Genomic DNA, 16,252 nt, shown 5'->3' with positions numbered 1-16,252 from the left:
CAGGTGGCGCCAAGCGTTCCGGCGGACCGTCTCAAACCGTGAGACATCCGCCGGAAACCGTTCAGGCAGCGCGCGGTCGCGCGCCGGTCATTCCACCGGTGGGTGCGCAGGCACGAAACGCACCAGCGCGTTCGCCAGGATCGCGCCGGTCAGCGGCTTGCGCAGGAAGCCGTCGAACCCCGCCTGCATGGCGAGCGGTTCGGCGTCGGCATCGGCACGGGCGGTGATCGCGATCAGCGGGCGCGAGAATCCCTGCGCCCGCATCTGCCGAGCCAGGGCCAGGCCATCGATGCCGGGCAGGTCGAGATCGAGCAGAGCCGCATCGACTTCTGCGGTCGCCAGCGACACCAGCGCCGCGAGGCCATGCGCCACGTGCAGGACGCGGTGACCCTGCGCCTGCAGCAGCCCGCTGATGACCTCCGCCACCGTCGGGTCGTCCTCCACCAGCAGCAGGAAGAGCGTCCCCGGCGCCTGCGGCACAGTCCTCGCTTCCTCGCCGGTCCGCAGAGAGACCGACGGCAGCGGCAGATCGACGGTGAACCGGGTCCCGGTCCCGGGGCCGCTGTCGACCTCGATGCGTCCACCCATTTCGGCGGCGAGTTCCTGGCAGATCGCCAGCCCCAATCCGCTCCCGCCGTAGCGTGCGGCGGTGCGTGGGCCATCGCCCTGCTCGAACCGACGGAACAGCCGTTCGCGCTGCTCCTGATTGAGCCCGGGACCGCTGTCGCCGACGACGAACCGGACGATGTCGCCCTGCGGCGCCTCGACGCACAGCTCGACGAAGCCGTGATCGGTGAACTTGATCGCATTGCCGAGCAGGTTCAGCAGGATCTGGCGCACGCGCACCACGTCGCCCAGCACGGAAGGCGGCACGTCGGGATCGATCCGCTCGTTGAACGAAAGACCGCGTTGGCTCGCCATCGGCGCCATCAACTGGATGCATTCCAGCAGCAGCGCACGCAGGTCGAACGGCTTGGGATCGAGTTCCAGGCGTCCGGCCTCGATGCGTGCGAGATCGAGCGCGTCGTTGACCAGGCGCAGCAGATGCTGGCCGGCGTCGCGGATCGATTCCGCGTAACGTTGCTGCTGCTCGTCGAGTCGCGTGCCCAGCAGCAGCTCGCTCATGCCCAGCACACCGGTCATCGGCGTGCGCACCTCGTGGCCCAGCGTGGCCAGGAACCGGGACTTGGCCAACGAGGCCTGTTCGGCGATCTCGCGTTTGTGCTCGGCGAGCTGCCAGGCGTTGCGCCTGCGCAGGCGCCTGCGATAGCCGGCCCCCAGCCACCAGAGGGCAACCAACCCCAGCAGGCCGAACGCCACCGCCGCCGGCCAGCGCTGCCACCAGGGCGGCGTCACCTCGAACTGCAGCGTACTCGGCGCCGACCACACGCCGTCCTCGTTGCGTCCACGCACCGTCAACGTGTGCTGTCCCGGCGGAAGCGCGGGAAACGTCCGCTCGCCCCCCGGCACCTCGATCCAGTCCGGGTCCTTGCCCTCGAGGCGGAAGGCGTAGGTGTGCGCCTGCGGATTGCGGAACGAAAGGATCCGCGCGACGACCTGCAGGTCGAGATCGTCGTGACGCAGCGAGAACGCCTCGGTCGAAAGCTGTCGCAGCGGCGCCAACGCTCCGCGCAGCGTGACCCGCTCGATCACCAGTTCCGGCGGATCGGTCGACGGGACCAACGCCCGCGGATCGAACTCCACCAGCCCGTCGGGCGAGCCGGCGAAGACGTGCTTCGTCACCGGGTCGAGCACCAGCGGCCTGGGGAACTCCTGACTCGGCAGCCCGTCGGCGATGCCGTAGGCGCGGACGCCGCGCGTGGCCGCGTCGACGCGATACAGACCACGACCGCTCGACAGCCAGAACACGCCGTCGGCATCCTGGACGATGCCGCTGAACGCCAGGCGAGGAAGCCCATGCGCGCTGCCCATCCGCACGCTCGAATGCAACCTGTCATCCTCCCAGCGGGCGACCTCCACCGTGCCGTGGCCGGCCAGTGCCACCGTCGATCGGGCCGCATCGACATGGATGGCCATCTGGGGAACGCCCGCTTCGACGCCCCCGACCCGCTCCCAGCGCTCGTCACGTAGCCGCCTCAGGCCTTGCGAGGTCGCCAGCCACGGCCTGCCGTCGGGGCCGACGGCCAGATCATGGAGCGTTTCACCCGGCTCGAAGCGCGCATCGTCGATCCCGTACCGCTGCAGCACGCGGCCCGCGCCATCACGCAGATGCACGATGCCGTCCTCGTACAGGAACCACACGCCCTGCTCGTTCTCGGCGGTACCGACGAGCCGTCCGGTCGTTCCGAACAGATGCCGGTCGCCGACCCAGCGTTGCAGGTCGCCGCTGACCGGGTCGAATCGTGCCAGCCCACCGTGCCAGCCGATCCATACCACGCCACGCGAGTCCTCGAAGACGTGCTCGAGCACGATGCCCTCTGCCACATCGTGCAGATGGCGGCGCAACCGGCCCGTCGCCGGTTCGAGCGTTTCCAGCGCGCCCCCGCTGCCGACCATCCACAATCGACCGTCGGCCCCCGGCGACATGCCGCGCACATGGGCGTTCTGGATACTGTCGTCGTCGCCGGAACGCGGGGACCGTACCGCGAAGACATTCCAGCCCGGCGGCTGATACCACAGGCCATGAGTGAAGCTCATCAGCCAGACGCCACCTTCCCGATCCTCGAAACCGCTGGTCCAGTGGGGTCGGACGATCTCCTGGGACGCCAGGCTGAACAACGGCACCTCGCGCACCTTGCCCTGTTCGATGTACCCCAGGCCCGCCGCCACATCGATCCACTGTCCGCCATCACGATCTTCCAGCAACAGTCCGATCGGCGACAACCGTGCGTCGTCGGCCTGCGGCGGTGCGACGGCCTGACCCGTGGGATCCAGCAGCAAGGCACCGTCGCTCGTACCGAGCCAGAGATTGCCTGCCCGGTCGAAACTCAGATCGCGCACCCGCAACGCCCTTGACGCCTCCAGGGTCCGGAAGCCGCCCCCTTCCCACTTCGCCACTCCGCCACGTGTCGCAACCCACAAACCGCCTTCCGCATCCCGCACGAGCCGCAGGATCGACGCATGCGGCAGGCTGCGCGGATCGTCCGTTCGCGGCATGAACCGTTCGATCCGGCCATCGTCGAACAGTCGATACAGGCCGGCATCGGCGGTGCCGATCCAGACCGCGTCCTCGTCCTGCGCATCCAACGCCCAGATATCGTTGCTGGCCAGACCAGGCAGATTCGTGCGATCGAGCGTACGCAGCGCTCCGGTACCCGGGTCGTAGATCGCCAGTCCATGCCGGCGGGTGCCGATCCACAACGTACCGTCGTGGCGCCAGGCCAGCGACCAGACGAAATTGACCGGCAGACCATCCTCTTCGCGCAGGATCTGCATCCGCAGGCCGTCGTGGCGAGCCAGACCGTCGCTGGTGCCGATCCACAGATAGCCGAAAGGGTCCTGGACCATTGCATTGACCCGCTGCGAGGGCAGGCCGTCGGAGACACCGATTTGCCGCAGACGCAGCTTTTCCGGATGGTCGGCCCAAGCCGCGCCACAGACCAGCAGCACGACCAGCAACACGATTGCCTGCAACCCGCAACGCGGCGCACGACGCATCATCCGACCCTCTCTTCATTCCCGCGCGCGATCATGGCGTCGCGCAACGCATCGGCCAGCGCCTGGCCGCTCAACGGTTTGCGCAGGAAGCCGGATGCATCGGCAGCGCGCGCATCGGGCTCGGCATCCGCGTCGGCACGAGCCGTGATCGCGATCATCGGCAGGCCCGGCACCTGCCGGCGCAGTTGCCGCATCAACGCAAGTCCATCGATACCGGGCAGATCCAGATCGACCAACACCACATCGGCCGGATCGCGTTGCAGCGCGACCAGCGCGGCCAGCCCGTGAGGCGTGTGTTCGACCCGGTGACCCTGCCCCTGGAGCAGTCCGACGACGACCTCGGCGACGGTCGGGTCGTCTTCGACCAGCAGTACACGCAACCTCCTCACCGGGGTTGCGCACGGGACGTCCCGCACGGATCCGGCCGGGGTATCCCGGCCCGGTGCCGCCACAGCGGGCAACGGCAGCATGACCCGGAACCGGGTGCCCTGCCCCTGCACGCTGTCCACGTCGATACGCCCGCCCATTTCGGCTGCCAGCTCCTGGCAGATCGCCAGGCCCAGCCCGCTCCCCCCGTAACGGGCTGCGGTACGGGCGCCATCGGCCTGTTCGAACCGACGGAACAGGCGCTCGCGCTGCTGCGCGCTGAGTCCCGGGCCGGTGTCGGCGACTTCGAACACGATCGATTCGTCGCCGTGTTCGGCCGTCAGCGCCACATGCCCCTGCTCGGTGAACTTGATCGCATTGCCCAACAGGTTGAGCAGGATCTGCCGGACCCGCAAAGCGTCGCCGAGCAACCATTGCGGCAGTCCGGGAGCCGGCGTTTCGTGGAATGCCAGGCCGCGCTGCTGGGCGATCGGCGCCATCAGCGCCGTCACATCCCGCAGCAGGGCGCGCACATCGAACGGCTGCGGATCGAGTTCGAGCCGCCCGGCCTCGATCCGCGCGAGATCGAGTGCATCGTTGACCAGGCGCATCAGATGCTCGCCCGCACCCCGGATCGCGTCGGCATAGCGCTTCTGCTGCGGCTGCAGCGGCGAAGCCAGCAGCAGCTCGCTCATGCCGAGCACGCCGGTCATCGGGGTGCGCACCTCGTGGCCCAGCGTGGCGAGGAAGCGGGTCTTCGCCAGCGACGCCTGTTCGGCGACCTCGCGCTGATGCTCCGCCAGTGTCCAGGCGTTGCGACGGCGCAAACGGGCCCGGTACGCCCACATCATCGCCAGCATCGCCGTCGCTCCCAGTGCCGCCCAGGCCGCGAGCGCCGCCGGCGTGCGCCACCAAGGGGGGTGTACCACGATCTCCAGCCGACGCTCCGCCGCCTGCACGCCATGCGCGTCCACCGCACGTATGCGCAACGCGTAGCGCCCCGCCGGCAGACCGAACAGGACCCTGTCGCCGTTGGCGCCTTGCGCGACCCAGTTGTCGTCGATTCCCTCGAGCCACGACCAGTAACGGTTGGAGGACGGATCGTCGAACGACAACAGCCGAGCGGACACCAGCAGTTCGGATTCGTTCTGCGACAACTCGAGGCGATCGTGTGGCGCACGCGCGAGCCACTCGCCGTGCCTGCGGATCGATACGCGGTCGAGCACAAGATGCGGTGTCCTCGGGGCACGGGCGTCCGCGAGGGTATCCACCAGCACCACGCCGGCATCGCGCGTCGCACCCGCCAGCATGCCGCCCTCGGTCAGCGCGAAGGCACGCTCGACGAATTCGTGATTGCGGAAGCCGGCGTGCACGCCCATGTGCTTCATCCGTCCGGCGTCGGGATCCCACTGGTAGAGGCCGCGGGTCGTCGAGACCCAGACCCGGCCCCGCCGGTCCACTTTCAACCCCGCGGCGGTGACCGCCGGCATGCCGCGATCCACGTCCACCCGGTCCGCCAGGCGCCACCCATCGTTGTCGCGCGTGTAGCGATCGAGTCCATCGAACGTCTGCAGCCAGAGGGTGTCAGCATCGACGAAGGTGAACGCCACCACGGTACGGCCGCCAACGTCGAGGACGGGCTCCAGGCGTGCCTGATCCGGGTCCAGCCGGGCCAGCCCGTAGCCCCCCGAGGTCCACAGCGCCCCCTCGGCGTCGAACCCCATGCCCTCATGTTCACCGAGACCGTCGTCGGGAATCTGGCGCAGGACCCGTCCGGTATCGGCGGCCCGTTGCTGGATCCCGCCGCGCCGCGCCGCGGTCCACAGCGTGCCGTCCGGCGCGATCAGGGCGTGATGGGTCAACATGCCCAGTGTCGGGTCGTGGATGCTGTCGGCATCCCAGCGATCGACAGCCCCCTGCGGGCCGACCCGGACCAGTCCTCCGCGGACACCGAGCCAAAGCGTGCCGTCGACGGTCTCGGCAACCGAAAAGACGTGATGACGCGACAACTGCTCGCGCAATGGCGCGTCGAACGACTCCACCTCGCCCGACGGCGACAGCCACTGCAGCCCGTTCGTATTGCCGAGCCAGATTCCCCCGTCCCGCGCGGGCGACAAGGCGGGGTAGAGGTTCGGCAGGAGGCCGTTGCGGGTGTCGAACTGGGCGACCTCCCGCCAATCCGAGCGCAGGTAGCCGATCCCCAGGCCCGGCATCGGCACCCACACCACCCCGTCGTCCTGCACCAGAACCGTCTGGATGCCGCGGTTGTGCAAAGGTGCGCCGGTCTCGACCGGACGCGGCACCTCGTCGACCGACATCCGCCACAGGCCCCGCTGCGAACCGATCCACATCGAGCCGTCCGGTTCGGCCGCGAAACTGACGGCCGTATTGGGCGCCGCGAACATGCCCGACCAGGCAGGCGCCTCCCAGTGCCCGGCCTCGTCCAGCCGGAAGACACCTTCCACCGTGCCGACCCACAGCCCGTCGTGCAGCCACTTGACTCCGTAGACACGCGGATAGGGTTCGTGGCCCGGCAGGGCGACGCGGTGCAGCGATCGTCCGTCCTCGCTCACGGCCAGACCATCGAAGGTGGCCGCCCAGATCCTTCCCCGAGGATCCACATCGAGATTGAGAATCGGCTCCGCAGCGCCTGCGTCGGCGGCGCCGTCGGGCACGAGCCGTTTCACCGCACCCTCGCCCGACCAACCATAGAGCAGACCGTCCATGCCGCCGAACCACAACGCGCCTTCGCGGTCGGCGAGCGCGAACATATTGGGATCGCGGATCGCCGGATCGGCCGGGATCGACTCGAACCGGTCCGTGTCGCGCCGATAGCGCGCCACGCCACCGAGCTCGGTCGAGACCCAGACCTGATTGCTGGCATCGACGTGCACGGCCTGCACGAAGTTGTCGCCGAGCGAGTCCGGCACCGCGGGGTCGTGCTGCCAGACCTGCATCGACATTCCGTCGTACCGCGCCAGCCCATCGCCGGTGGCGATCCACAGGAACCCGTCCTGGTCCCTGGCCATGCCCAGGATCTCGCTCGAGGGCAGTCCCTCCAGCGCCCCAACCGGCCGGAATCTCGGGGTTTCGGGCAGGGACGCGGCGGCCTGGGCGACGACGCCCAGCCACAACAAAAGCCCGATCAGCGCCCTGCGCATCCTGACGACCACGTCCCCTGACATCCGCGCGATCGGCGGTAACCCGCATCGTCGCAACGCTGCGTTTCCCGCGCAAGCGGCGATGCGATGGGCTTCGGACGCAGGCTGGGCCTAGAATCGACCACCATGTACCGGTTTCCCGCATTGTCGACGCGCATTCTCCAACTGGGCTGGGGTCTCGTGCTGTGTGTGTCGGCAGCACCACTGGCCGCGATGGAACGCTACGCGCTCGACCCCGTGCACACCCGGGTGATGCTGGCCATCGATCACGCGGGTTACTCGCAGGCGCTCGGCACCGTGTCCGGCAGCAGCGGCGTCCTCGCCTTCGAGCCCGGCAACTGGGGCAGCGCGCGGTTGGAAGCGCGGATCCCGCTCGAACACATCGACTTCGGCGACGCGCGTTGGAACGAGGCGGTGCGTGCGCGCCGACTGCTCGATACCGGGCGTTACCCGGACGCGGTCTTCGTGTCCGAGCACGTCGAGGCGATCGCCGACGATCGCTTCCTCGTGCATGGCCAACTGAGCCTGCGCGGCGCCACCCGGCCGGTCGCCCTGGATGTCCGCTTCAACGCGCTGAAACGCTATCCCTTGCCGCCGTTCCGACGCACGGCGGGCTTTTCCGCCACCGCCACGCTGAGCCGCAGCGATTTCGGCATCGACGCCTGGTCGTCGCTGATCGGCGACACGGTCGAATTGCGCATCGAGGCCGAAGCCGGCGCATCGCGGCGCGCACGTTTTTCCGAGGAGGGTCCCGCCCCCGCAGGCGAGGACGAGGACGACGACATCCCGGACGGCGCGCCCACTCCGGACATCGAGATCGCGCGCGATGACGCAGCGGGAGAACCGCCCGTCGAGCCGGACGAGGCCACCGATCCGGAGCCGGACGACCGCCCACACGACACCGGGTCGCCGCTGCCGCCGCCCGCCCCTTCCCCGGCCCGCCAGGACGACATCCCTTGACCCTGAAGAACACACCCCAGCGCTGGGGTCCGGTCAGCCAGGCGCTGCATTGGCTCGTGGTCGTCCTGATCCTGTTCCAGGGCGGGTCCGGACTCCGGATGATCGCGATGCCGAACAGCATCGCCAAGATCGAACTGTATGCGCTGCACAAATCGCTGGGCCTGACCGTGCTGGCGTTGGCGCTGATCCGCCTCGGCTGGCGTCTCGCGGCCGGGGCGCCGCGCCCGATCCCGGGAACGCCGGGCTGGCAGCACGCCGCGGCCGCCTGCGCGCACTGGCTGCTGTACGGATTGATCTTCCTGGTGCCGCTCAGCGGCTGGCTGTTCAATTCCGTGGCCGGCTTCCCGCTGCAGTGGTTCGGCCTGTTCAACGTGCCGCCGTTGACCTCGCCGGACACGACGTTGCGCGATCTCGCGCGCAATGCCCACGAATGGCTGTTCTGGCTGCTGGTCCTCACGGCCCTGCTCCATGCGGGCGCAGCCATCTGGCATCACCTGTTCCAGCGCGACGCCACCCTGGCGCGCATGCTGCCGCGCGGCTGGCTGCGCACCGCATCCGACGCTCCCCGCTCCGAGGATCCCCATGCCTAAGTTCCTGCTCGCCTTCGTCCTGATCGCCCTGACGCTGCCGGTGGCCGCCGCCGACTACGTCCAGACCCGCGGCTCCAGCCTCGTCTTCGCCGGCACCTACCAGGGTCAGCCCTTCACCGGTCACTTTCCCGGCTTTCGGACCACGCTGAGTTTCGATCCGGCCCAACCCGAAGCGGGACGTCTCGAGGTGAGCATCCCGCTCGCCACCGCCACCACCAACAATCCAGATTACGACCCGGAAATGCGCGGCCCGTCCTTCCTCGACGTCGCCCGCTTCGCCACGGCTCGCTACACCGCACACGGTTTCCGCGCGCTCGACGACGGTCGCTTCGCAGCCGACGGCACGCTGGACCTGCATGGCGTGCAGCAGCCGGTCACCCTGACCTTCACCTGGACCCCCGGCGAGCAGCCCGTGCTCTCGGGCCGCGCCACCGTACCGCGCCTGGCGTTCGGCATCGGCAGCGGCGAATGGGCCAGCACCTCGATCATTCCCGACGACATTTCCGTCAGCACCAGGGTCGTGCTCGCCCCGGCTCCCTGACGCCGTCTGCAGGTCCGCTTCGGTTCACATCTCCGAAGCGGCATCGAACGCGCGCGCCCGGGGGCTTGCACCGCATCGGACGCACCCGCATCGGCACCGCACGCAGCCGCGTACGCCGCGCCGGACCAGAGGCCGCACCTACGCCGAGATGAACCGGCGAAGCGTCGGTGCGTCGAACGGCCAGTCGAGTTCGCGCCCGTCGGATACGCGCAGGACCGGGACACGATGTCCGTATCGCGTCTCGAGGGCCGCGTCATCGTCGATCCAGATGGTGTCGAAATCGGGCGCCCGCGCCTCGGCCAGCACCGCCAGGGCCCGGTCGCACAGCGGGCAATGATCGCGTTGGAACAACTGCAGCGGGGTCGCTTCGGGCATACGCGGGAGCACGGTGGCCGGATACGCTGGAGACAGCGCGGCCACGTAGAATAGCGCGATGGCTGTCAGCACCTTCGACCTCTACAAGATCGGCATCGGGCCGAGTTCCTCGCACACCGTCGGGCCGATGCGTGCAGCGGCGCGTTTCGTCGAGAGGTGGCTGGCCGAGCCCGGCCGCCTGACCGATGTCGCGCGAGTCCGCGCCGAGGTGTTCGGCTCGCTCGCGCTGACCGGGCGCGGCCACGGCACCGACAAGGCGGTGCTGATGGGGCTCGAAGGCCAATGGCCGGACCGCATCGATCCCGACCTGATTCCCGCAGCGCTCGAACGCATCCGCGGCGAGCGCCGCATCCTGCTGCACGGCACGCATGCCATCGTCTTCGACGAGAAGCGCGACCTGGTGATGAACAAGCGGCAGAAGCTTCCGTTCCACACCAACGGCATGCGCTTCTCCGCATTCGACGCCGACGACCAGCTCATCGCCACCCGCGACTACTACTCGGTCGGCGGCGGGTTCGTCGTCAACCAGGACGAGGCCGCCGAGGATCGCATCGTCCCCGACGAGACCGAGGTGCCGCACCCGTTCTCCAGCGGCGACGAGCTGATCGCCCGCAGCCAGGCCACCGGCCTGTCGATCGCGCGGCTGATGATGGACAACGAGCAGTGCTGGCGCAGCCGCGACGAGATCGAGGACGGCCTGCGCACGCTGTGGCAGGCGATGCAGGATTGCGTGGCGCGCGGCGTCCGCCAGACCGGCACCCTGCCCGGCGGGCTGCACGTGTCGCGCCGGGCACCGGCGCTGTACCGCGAGCTGTCGGGCAAGCCCGAGGCGGCGATGCGCGACCCGCTGACCACGCTGGACTGGGTGAATCTCTACGCGCTGGCGGTCAACGAGGAGAACGCGGCGGGCGGCCGCGTCGTCACCGCACCGACCAACGGCGCGGCCGGGATCATTCCGGCCGTCCTGCACTACTACGATCGCTTCTGCCCGAACGCCAGCGAGCAAGGCGTGTTCGATTTCCTGCTGACCGCCGCGGCGGTGGGCATCCTGTACAAGGAAAACGCCTCGATCTCGGGTGCCGAAGTCGGCTGCCAGGGCGAAGTGGGCGTGGCGTGCTCGATGGCAGCTGCCGGCCTCGCCGCCGCGCTGGGCGCCAACGCGAGCCAGATCGAAAATGCCGCCGAGATCGGCATGGAGCACAACCTCGGCCTGACCTGCGATCCGATCGGCGGGCTGGTGCAGATCCCCTGCATCGAGCGCAATGCGATGGGCGCGGTGAAGGCGATCAACGCCGTGCGCATGGCCATGCGTGGCGACGGCAAGCACAAGGTCAGCCTGGACAAGGTCATCAAGACCATGCGCGACACCGGCCGAGACATGCGCGACAAGTACAAGGAAACCTCGCGCGGCGGGCTGGCGGTCAACGTCATCGAGTGCTGAACATGCCCCCATGAACGGGGACATCCTGCCGGTCGGCCGGAGTTCGATCCCCGGTAGGAAGCGAAGAAGTCAGGAAGCGACGACACGCGACGCCGCCTCAGCGGCGCCGCGTGTTTTCGTGCATCAATCCAGGTTGTCGGCGATGGCCCGGACCAGGGTCGCGTCCGCATCGTCGCCGCTGAACTCCCAGAAGAACGCGCCGCCCAGGCCCTGGACGTTCACGTACTCCATCTTCTCGGCCACCATCGCCGGGCTGTCGTACGACCAGAACGTGTTGCCGTCGTACTTCCAGGTCGCCCCGGCCTGCGCATCGGTGTACACGGTGCCCGGACGGGTCTGGATCACCTTGTAGTCCTCGATGCCCGCCTCGTAGGTCCCCGGCGCGGCGCTGCCGCTCTGGTAGAGGCCGTTGTTGGTCGACGACACACCGGTCCAGCCGCGGCCGTAGAAGCCGATGCCCAGGTTGAGCTTGGACGCCGGCACGCCGAGGTCGAGGAAGGCCTGGATGGCGTCATTGCTGTTGTAGAACGCCTCATCGCCGGTCGACGGGTCGTTCGGCGAATCGAACAGCGCGGAGTGATGGTTGGTCTGCGACGCCCACGCACCGTGGAAGTCGTAGGTCATCACGTTGATGTAATCCAGGTACTGGTGGTACTGGTCCGGATCGGTCACCCGGATCTTGTCCACGCCCGCGCCTACCGCCACGGTCAACAGCAGGCCCGGTCGTACCGCGTCGAGTTGGCGACGGAACTCGGCCACCAGCGCGTTGAAGTTCTCGCGATCGGCCGGGGTCCCGCAGGCCAGACCGCAGGCCACCGGATACTCCCAGTCGAGATCGATCCCGTCGAACACACCGGCCGCCGCGCCCGCACCACCGGCACCATCGGTGACCGGCAGGTTGCCGTGGATGTAGGCATCGATGCACGACGCCACGAACGCTTCGCGGTTCTCGGGACGCGCGGCTTCGGAGAACCCGCGCGACCACGTCCAGCCGCCCAGCGAGATCAACACCTTCAGGCCGTCGTGCCGGTCCTTGAGCTTGCGCAACTGGTTCCAGTTGCCGCGCAGGGCCTGATCCCAGGTATCGGCCTGCCCATCCACGCTTTCGGCCGCGGAGAACGCCTTGGTGTAGTCGGCGAAGGCATCGCCACCGGCCCCGGTGTTGGGGTCGGCCGGCTGGGTCACGCCCACCTCGCAGACATTGTTGCGGACGTTGCCGAACGCATAGTTGATGTGGGTCAGGTGCTGGGCCGAACCGCTGGTCTCGATATCGCGGACCTGGTAGTTGCGGCCGTAGATGCCCCACTGGGTGAAGTAACCGATGACGTACTTGCCGCCGTCGCCACCACTGCCGGCCGGAGCGGTGCTGGCCACGACTTCGGGGCTGGCGTCGGACGCATTGCCGGCGTTGTCGCGCGCGCGGACACGATAGGTGTAGGCGGTGTCGGCCTTGAGCGCACCGTCGGTATAGCCGGTGGACGTGGGCGAGCCCACCAGGTTGCCGTTGCGATAGACATCGTAACCGGCGACGCCACTGCCGCCCGCGTTGTCCTGCGAAGCCTCCCACGCGAGGGTGATGCTGGCCGCGGTGCTGGCGGTGGCCTGCAGACCGGTCGGGATGCTGGGCGGCGTGTCGTCGTCGGTCGGGCCGGCATCGACCGTGATCGACACCGTCGACGCCTGCGCCGTCGCGCCGTCGTCGTCGGTGGCCACTGCGCCGAGCACATGTGCGCCGATCGTCGCGTCGCTCCACGACAGACTGTACGGGGCGCTGGTGTCGACGCCGAGCGATACGCCGTTGGCAAAGAACTCCACCTGTGCGACCTGGCCGTCGGCATCGGTGGCATCGGCAGTGATGGTGATCGCGGCCCCTGCCGCGAAGGTGGCGCCGGACTGGGGCGCGGTCAGCGATACCGAGGGCGGCTGGTTGTCGCCGCCCGGCACGCCGCAGGCACCGAGGTCTTCGTACCAGCCGCATGTCGTGCAATGCGTCGGCGGCGCGTTCCAGATCTGGATGCGGGCCTCGTACAGCCGGTCCGCGTAGGTCAATCGATCCCCTGGCTGATAGACGGTACCGGCGTTCCACGCGGGAACGCCCGAACAACTTGCATCCTGTGCGACGGCCGAACTCCACACCGGACACGTCAGCAGGCACAACACGAGGCTTGCGGTTCTGCGGGACATCGCGGTTTCTCCTTGGCGACTGGGCCTGCGGGGGCAGGCCGGGGACGGTCGGCGATCCCCTGCCGTCCGATGGCGTAACCCTTTGCCTGGGGGAGGCGGCCGGCATCGGGCGATCTACCCGGACCGGCACGTCGACCTTTCGACCTATTTGACATCGTTGTCAACGACTGAATATCCGATTTGAACAGCCGATCACAAACCACGCCTGACAACGTTGGTCATTCAAGTCCCTCTACGGACAACGTCTCGATGTCGGCTGGTCGGCGCTTGCTGGACGGTCGTCTCACCGCCTCGCCGCAGGCGTCCCACCTGCGCTCCCCGGACGCCAGCCGTCTCATCGGCGGACCCGGCAGCGCTGCCATCCGATGGTCCACATGCCCCATCCATGGGCAAAGGTGCGTCCACGACGCCGCCCTCCGCAGGCCTGCCTGCCGCGGCGCCGACGGCAGGCTATCCTGCCGATTGCCGTCCGCTTTTCCCCGGAGCCGCCATGACTGCATGCCTGTCGCTGCGCACGCTCGCCGCCACCCTGCTGCTCATCCCCACCCTGCTGTCGGCCCACGAGGCGCCGCAGACCTTCGGCCCCCGACTCGAGGGCTTCACCTACCCATATCCGGTCGAGACATTCGCGTTCGAGTCGCAACGGCAGGCGCTGGAGATGGCCTATCTCGATGTCGCACCCACCGCATCCCCAAACGGGCGCAGCGTGCTGCTCCTGCATGGCAAGAACTTCTGCGCCGCCACCTGGGACTCGACGATCGACGCCTTGACGGGCGCCGGCTACCGGGTGATCGCTCCCGACCAGGTGGGCTTCTGCAAATCGGACAAACCCGACCGCTACCAGTTCTCGTTCGCCCAGCTCGCAGCCAACACCCGCGCGTTGCTGGCGAATCTGGGCATCGACCGGGCCGCCGTCGTCGGCCATTCGATGGGCGGCATGCTGGCCGTGCGCTATGCCCTGCAGTACCCGGATACCGTCGAACACCTCGCCCTGGTCAACCCGATCGGTCTGGAAGACTGGAAATCCCTCGGCGTGCCCTGGCAGGACGTGGATGCGTGGTTCGCCGGCGAGCGCCGGACCACCGTCGACTCGATCCGGGCCTACCAGCTCGACGTCTACTACAACGGGCAATGGCGTCCCGAGTACACCCGCTGGGTGGACATGCTGGCCGGGATGTACGCAGGTCCCGGCGGCGAGGCCGTTGCGTGGAACCAGGCCCTGACCTCGGACATGGTGTTCAACCAGCCGGTGGTGCACGAGTTCGGCGCGATTGCCGTACCGACCACGCTGTTCATCGGACAGAAGGACCGCACCGCGATCGGCCGCGACCGCGCACCCGAGGCGTTGAGGCGGACACTGGGCGACTATCCCGCGCTGGGCCGACGCGCCGCCGAAGCGATCCCCGGCGCGACCCTGGTCGCGTTCGACGATCTGGGTCACTCGCCGCAGGTGGAAGCGCCCGAACGCTTCGAACGCGCCCTGCTCGACGCGCTCGCGACGCCACGCCCGTGACCGCGTTGGAGGTCGTGCGCGCCGACATCACCACGCTGGCGCTCGATGCCATCGTCAATGCCGCCAACAAGAGTTTGCTTGGCGGCAGCGGCGTGGACGGCGCGATCCATCGCGCCGCAGGTCCGGGGCTGCTCGCCGAATGCCGTCTGCTCGGTGGCTGCGACACCGGCGATGCCAAACTCACCGGCGGGCACGGCCTGCCCGCCGGCCACGTCATCCACACCGTCGGGCCGATCTGGTACGGCGGCGACGCCGATGAGCCGGAGCTGCTGGCGGCGTGCTATCGCCGCAGTCTCGAGGTCGCCGCGGGCGCCGGCCTGCGCAGTCTGGCGTTCCCGGCGATCAGCACCGGCGTGTACGGCTACCCGAAGGCCGCCGCGGCACGGATCGCGGTGACCACCGTGCGCGACACGCTGCCGGCAGTGGACGGGATCGAACGTGTCGTGTTCTGCTGCTTCTCGGATGAAGACCGCCGGCTGTACGAGGCCCTGCTGGACACCTGATCCTCACCGACGGCTAAGACGCACACCGCGCGGCATGTCCGGTGTGCCCGGCCCCGTCGAGACGGCCAGGCCCCCGGTTCCACGGGCTCAGGCCCGGGCGCGGCTCTCCACGACGGTCAGCACATCGTCCAGCAAGGCGGCCGCGGTGACTTCCGCCCCGGCGCCCGGCCCCTGGATCACCAGCGGCTGCTCGTCGTAGCGGCAACTGTGGATCGCGACCCGATTGTCGGTCCCCTGCCCTGCGCACAGCGGATGGGTGGGCGGCAATGCCCGCAGACCGACCTGCGCGCCGTCGGCGTCGAACCGGGCGACGAACCGCAACTTCGCCCCGCTGCGATGCGCCTGCAGAAAGCGCTCGCGCACCGGCGCGTCGAGCGCGGTCAGCGCAGCATCCAGCGCGTCGTCGCCGGCCGCGGCCAGCGCCGCCGGCACCAGCGATTCGACCCGCACGTGATGCGCTTCCAGCCGTACGCCGGCCGCACGCGCGAGGATGACCAGCTTGCGCCGCACATCGTCGCCGCACAGATCCACCCTCGGATCGGGCTCGGTGTAGCCCAGCGTCCGCGCCTCGCGCACCAGATCGGAAAACGGGCGGCTGTCGTCGTACCGGTCGAGCAACCAGGCCAGCGATCCCGACAGGATGCCTTCGATCGCACGGATCCGGTCGCCGCCCGCGACCAGGGCACGCAGCGTACGCAAGACCGGCAATCCTGCGCCCACCGTGGCCGCATCGCCGTAGTGCGCGTGGCCCGCCAGCCGCGCTTCGTCGATCGCCTGGGCACGGGCGAGATCGCCGCCATTGCCCAGCTTGTTCGCGGTGACCACGTGGACACCGCGACCGAGCCATTCACTATGCCAGCCGCCCACGCTGTCGCTGGCCGTCGCGTCGACGACGATGTCGCCGGCGCGCAGGCCCTCCGCTTCGACCCAGGGCGCCCACGCACCCTCGCGCGCCGGCGCCTGCCGGACCCGCTCCCACGCAGCCGACGCACCTTACGGA

The 16,252-nt window shown here is 69.0% G+C and carries 10 protein-coding genes and 1 pseudogene; 6 read left to right on the top strand and 5 right to left on the bottom strand.

Going from position 1 to position 16,252, the window contains the following annotated elements; genetic code table 11:
- Positions 1-87: 87 nt before the first annotated feature.
- Complete coding sequence (locus tag RG19_RS03495; protein WP_058834053.1) at positions 88-3,621, bottom strand: sensor histidine kinase; 3,534 nt, start codon at positions 3,619-3,621, stop codon at positions 88-90.
- Positions 3,618-7,145, bottom strand: coding sequence for a hybrid sensor histidine kinase/response regulator (locus RG19_RS03490; protein ID WP_058834052.1), 3,528 nt, complete (start codon positions 7,143-7,145; stop codon positions 3,618-3,620). Before RG19_RS03490 ends, RG19_RS03495 begins: the two co-directional genes overlap by 4 nt.
- Before the next feature lie 213 nt (positions 7,146-7,358).
- Here RG19_RS03490 and RG19_RS03485 point away from each other — a divergent pair.
- The 3 genes and pseudogenes from RG19_RS03485 to RG19_RS03475 all read left to right on the top strand — a co-directional run.
- A pseudogene (locus tag RG19_RS03485) lies at positions 7,359-7,904 on the top strand (YceI family protein); the annotation flags it as partial.
- A gap of 197 nt (positions 7,905-8,101) precedes the next feature.
- Positions 8,102-8,695 (top strand): cytochrome b, encoded by a 594-nt coding sequence (locus RG19_RS03480; protein WP_058834051.1) that lies wholly within the window; start codon positions 8,102-8,104, stop codon positions 8,693-8,695.
- Positions 8,688-9,236 (top strand): YceI family protein, encoded by a 549-nt coding sequence (locus RG19_RS03475; RefSeq protein ID WP_058834050.1) that lies wholly within the window; start codon positions 8,688-8,690, stop codon positions 9,234-9,236. Before RG19_RS03480 ends, RG19_RS03475 begins: the two co-directional genes overlap by 8 nt.
- A 138-nt stretch (positions 9,237-9,374) precedes the next feature.
- Here RG19_RS03475 and RG19_RS03470 read toward each other — a convergent pair whose 3' ends face one another.
- On the bottom strand, positions 9,375-9,611 hold the full coding sequence (locus tag RG19_RS03470) for a glutaredoxin family protein (protein WP_058834049.1): 237 nt from the start codon (positions 9,609-9,611) through the stop codon (positions 9,375-9,377).
- 58 nt (positions 9,612-9,669) lie between these two features.
- Between RG19_RS03470 and RG19_RS03465 the strand changes: the two genes are divergently transcribed.
- Positions 9,670-11,052 carry an L-serine ammonia-lyase gene (locus RG19_RS03465; protein WP_058834048.1) on the top strand — a complete coding sequence of 461 codons (1,383 nt, stop codon included), beginning with the start codon at positions 9,670-9,672 and terminating at the stop codon, positions 11,050-11,052.
- 123 nt (positions 11,053-11,175) lie between these two features.
- On the opposite strand, the gene RG19_RS18415 is transcribed toward RG19_RS03465, so the two are convergent.
- Complete coding sequence (locus RG19_RS18415) at positions 11,176-13,236, bottom strand: glycosyl hydrolase family 18 protein (protein ID WP_082672445.1); 2,061 nt, start codon at positions 13,234-13,236, stop codon at positions 11,176-11,178.
- Between the two features lie 490 nt (positions 13,237-13,726).
- Here RG19_RS18415 and RG19_RS03455 point away from each other — a divergent pair, with 490 nt between their 5' ends.
- On the top strand, positions 13,727-14,749 hold the full coding sequence (locus tag RG19_RS03455) for an alpha/beta fold hydrolase (RefSeq protein ID WP_058834046.1): 1,023 nt from the start codon (positions 13,727-13,729) through the stop codon (positions 14,747-14,749).
- A complete protein-coding gene (locus RG19_RS03450) occupies positions 14,746-15,252 on the top strand; it encodes an O-acetyl-ADP-ribose deacetylase (protein WP_058834045.1) in 507 nt (168 codons plus the stop codon). Before RG19_RS03455 ends, RG19_RS03450 begins: the two co-directional genes overlap by 4 nt.
- Positions 15,253-15,339: 87 nt before the next feature.
- Here RG19_RS03450 and RG19_RS03445 read toward each other — a convergent pair whose 3' ends face one another.
- Positions 15,340-16,164, bottom strand: coding sequence for a homoserine dehydrogenase family protein (locus tag RG19_RS03445; protein WP_238376673.1), 825 nt, complete (start codon positions 16,162-16,164; stop codon positions 15,340-15,342).
- Positions 16,165-16,252 lie beyond the last annotated feature (88 nt).

Origin of the sequence: Luteimonas abyssi (genome assembly GCF_001482195.1) — a bacterium.
Taxonomy (GTDB): Bacteria; Pseudomonadota; Gammaproteobacteria; order Xanthomonadales; family Xanthomonadaceae; genus Luteimonas; species Luteimonas abyssi.
The sequence above is the reverse complement of the archived record's forward strand: the minus strand, read 5'-3'. Positions and strand labels throughout refer to the sequence as shown.

What these genes read in the sequence shown, in the direction of transcription:
- RG19_RS03495 (WP_058834053.1), bottom strand. Translation starts at nt 3,621, where the DNA reads ATGATGCGTCGTGCGCCGCGTTGCGGGTTGCAGGCAATCGTGTTGCTG.
- RG19_RS03490 (WP_058834052.1), bottom strand. Translation starts at nt 7,145, where the DNA reads ATGCGCAGGGCGCTGATCGGGCTTTTGTTGTGGCTGGGCGTCGTCGCC.
- RG19_RS03475 (WP_058834050.1), top strand. Translation starts at nt 8,688, where the DNA reads ATGCCTAAGTTCCTGCTCGCCTTCGTCCTGATCGCCCTGACGCTGCCG.
- RG19_RS03470 (WP_058834049.1), bottom strand. Translation starts at nt 9,611, where the DNA reads ATGCCCGAAGCGACCCCGCTGCAGTTGTTCCAACGCGATCATTGCCCG.
- RG19_RS03465 (WP_058834048.1), top strand. Translation starts at nt 9,670, where the DNA reads ATGGCTGTCAGCACCTTCGACCTCTACAAGATCGGCATCGGGCCGAGT.
- RG19_RS18415 (WP_082672445.1), bottom strand. Translation starts at nt 13,236, where the DNA reads ATGTCCCGCAGAACCGCAAGCCTCGTGTTGTGCCTGCTGACGTGTCCG.
- RG19_RS03455 (WP_058834046.1), top strand. Translation starts at nt 13,727, where the DNA reads ATGACTGCATGCCTGTCGCTGCGCACGCTCGCCGCCACCCTGCTGCTC.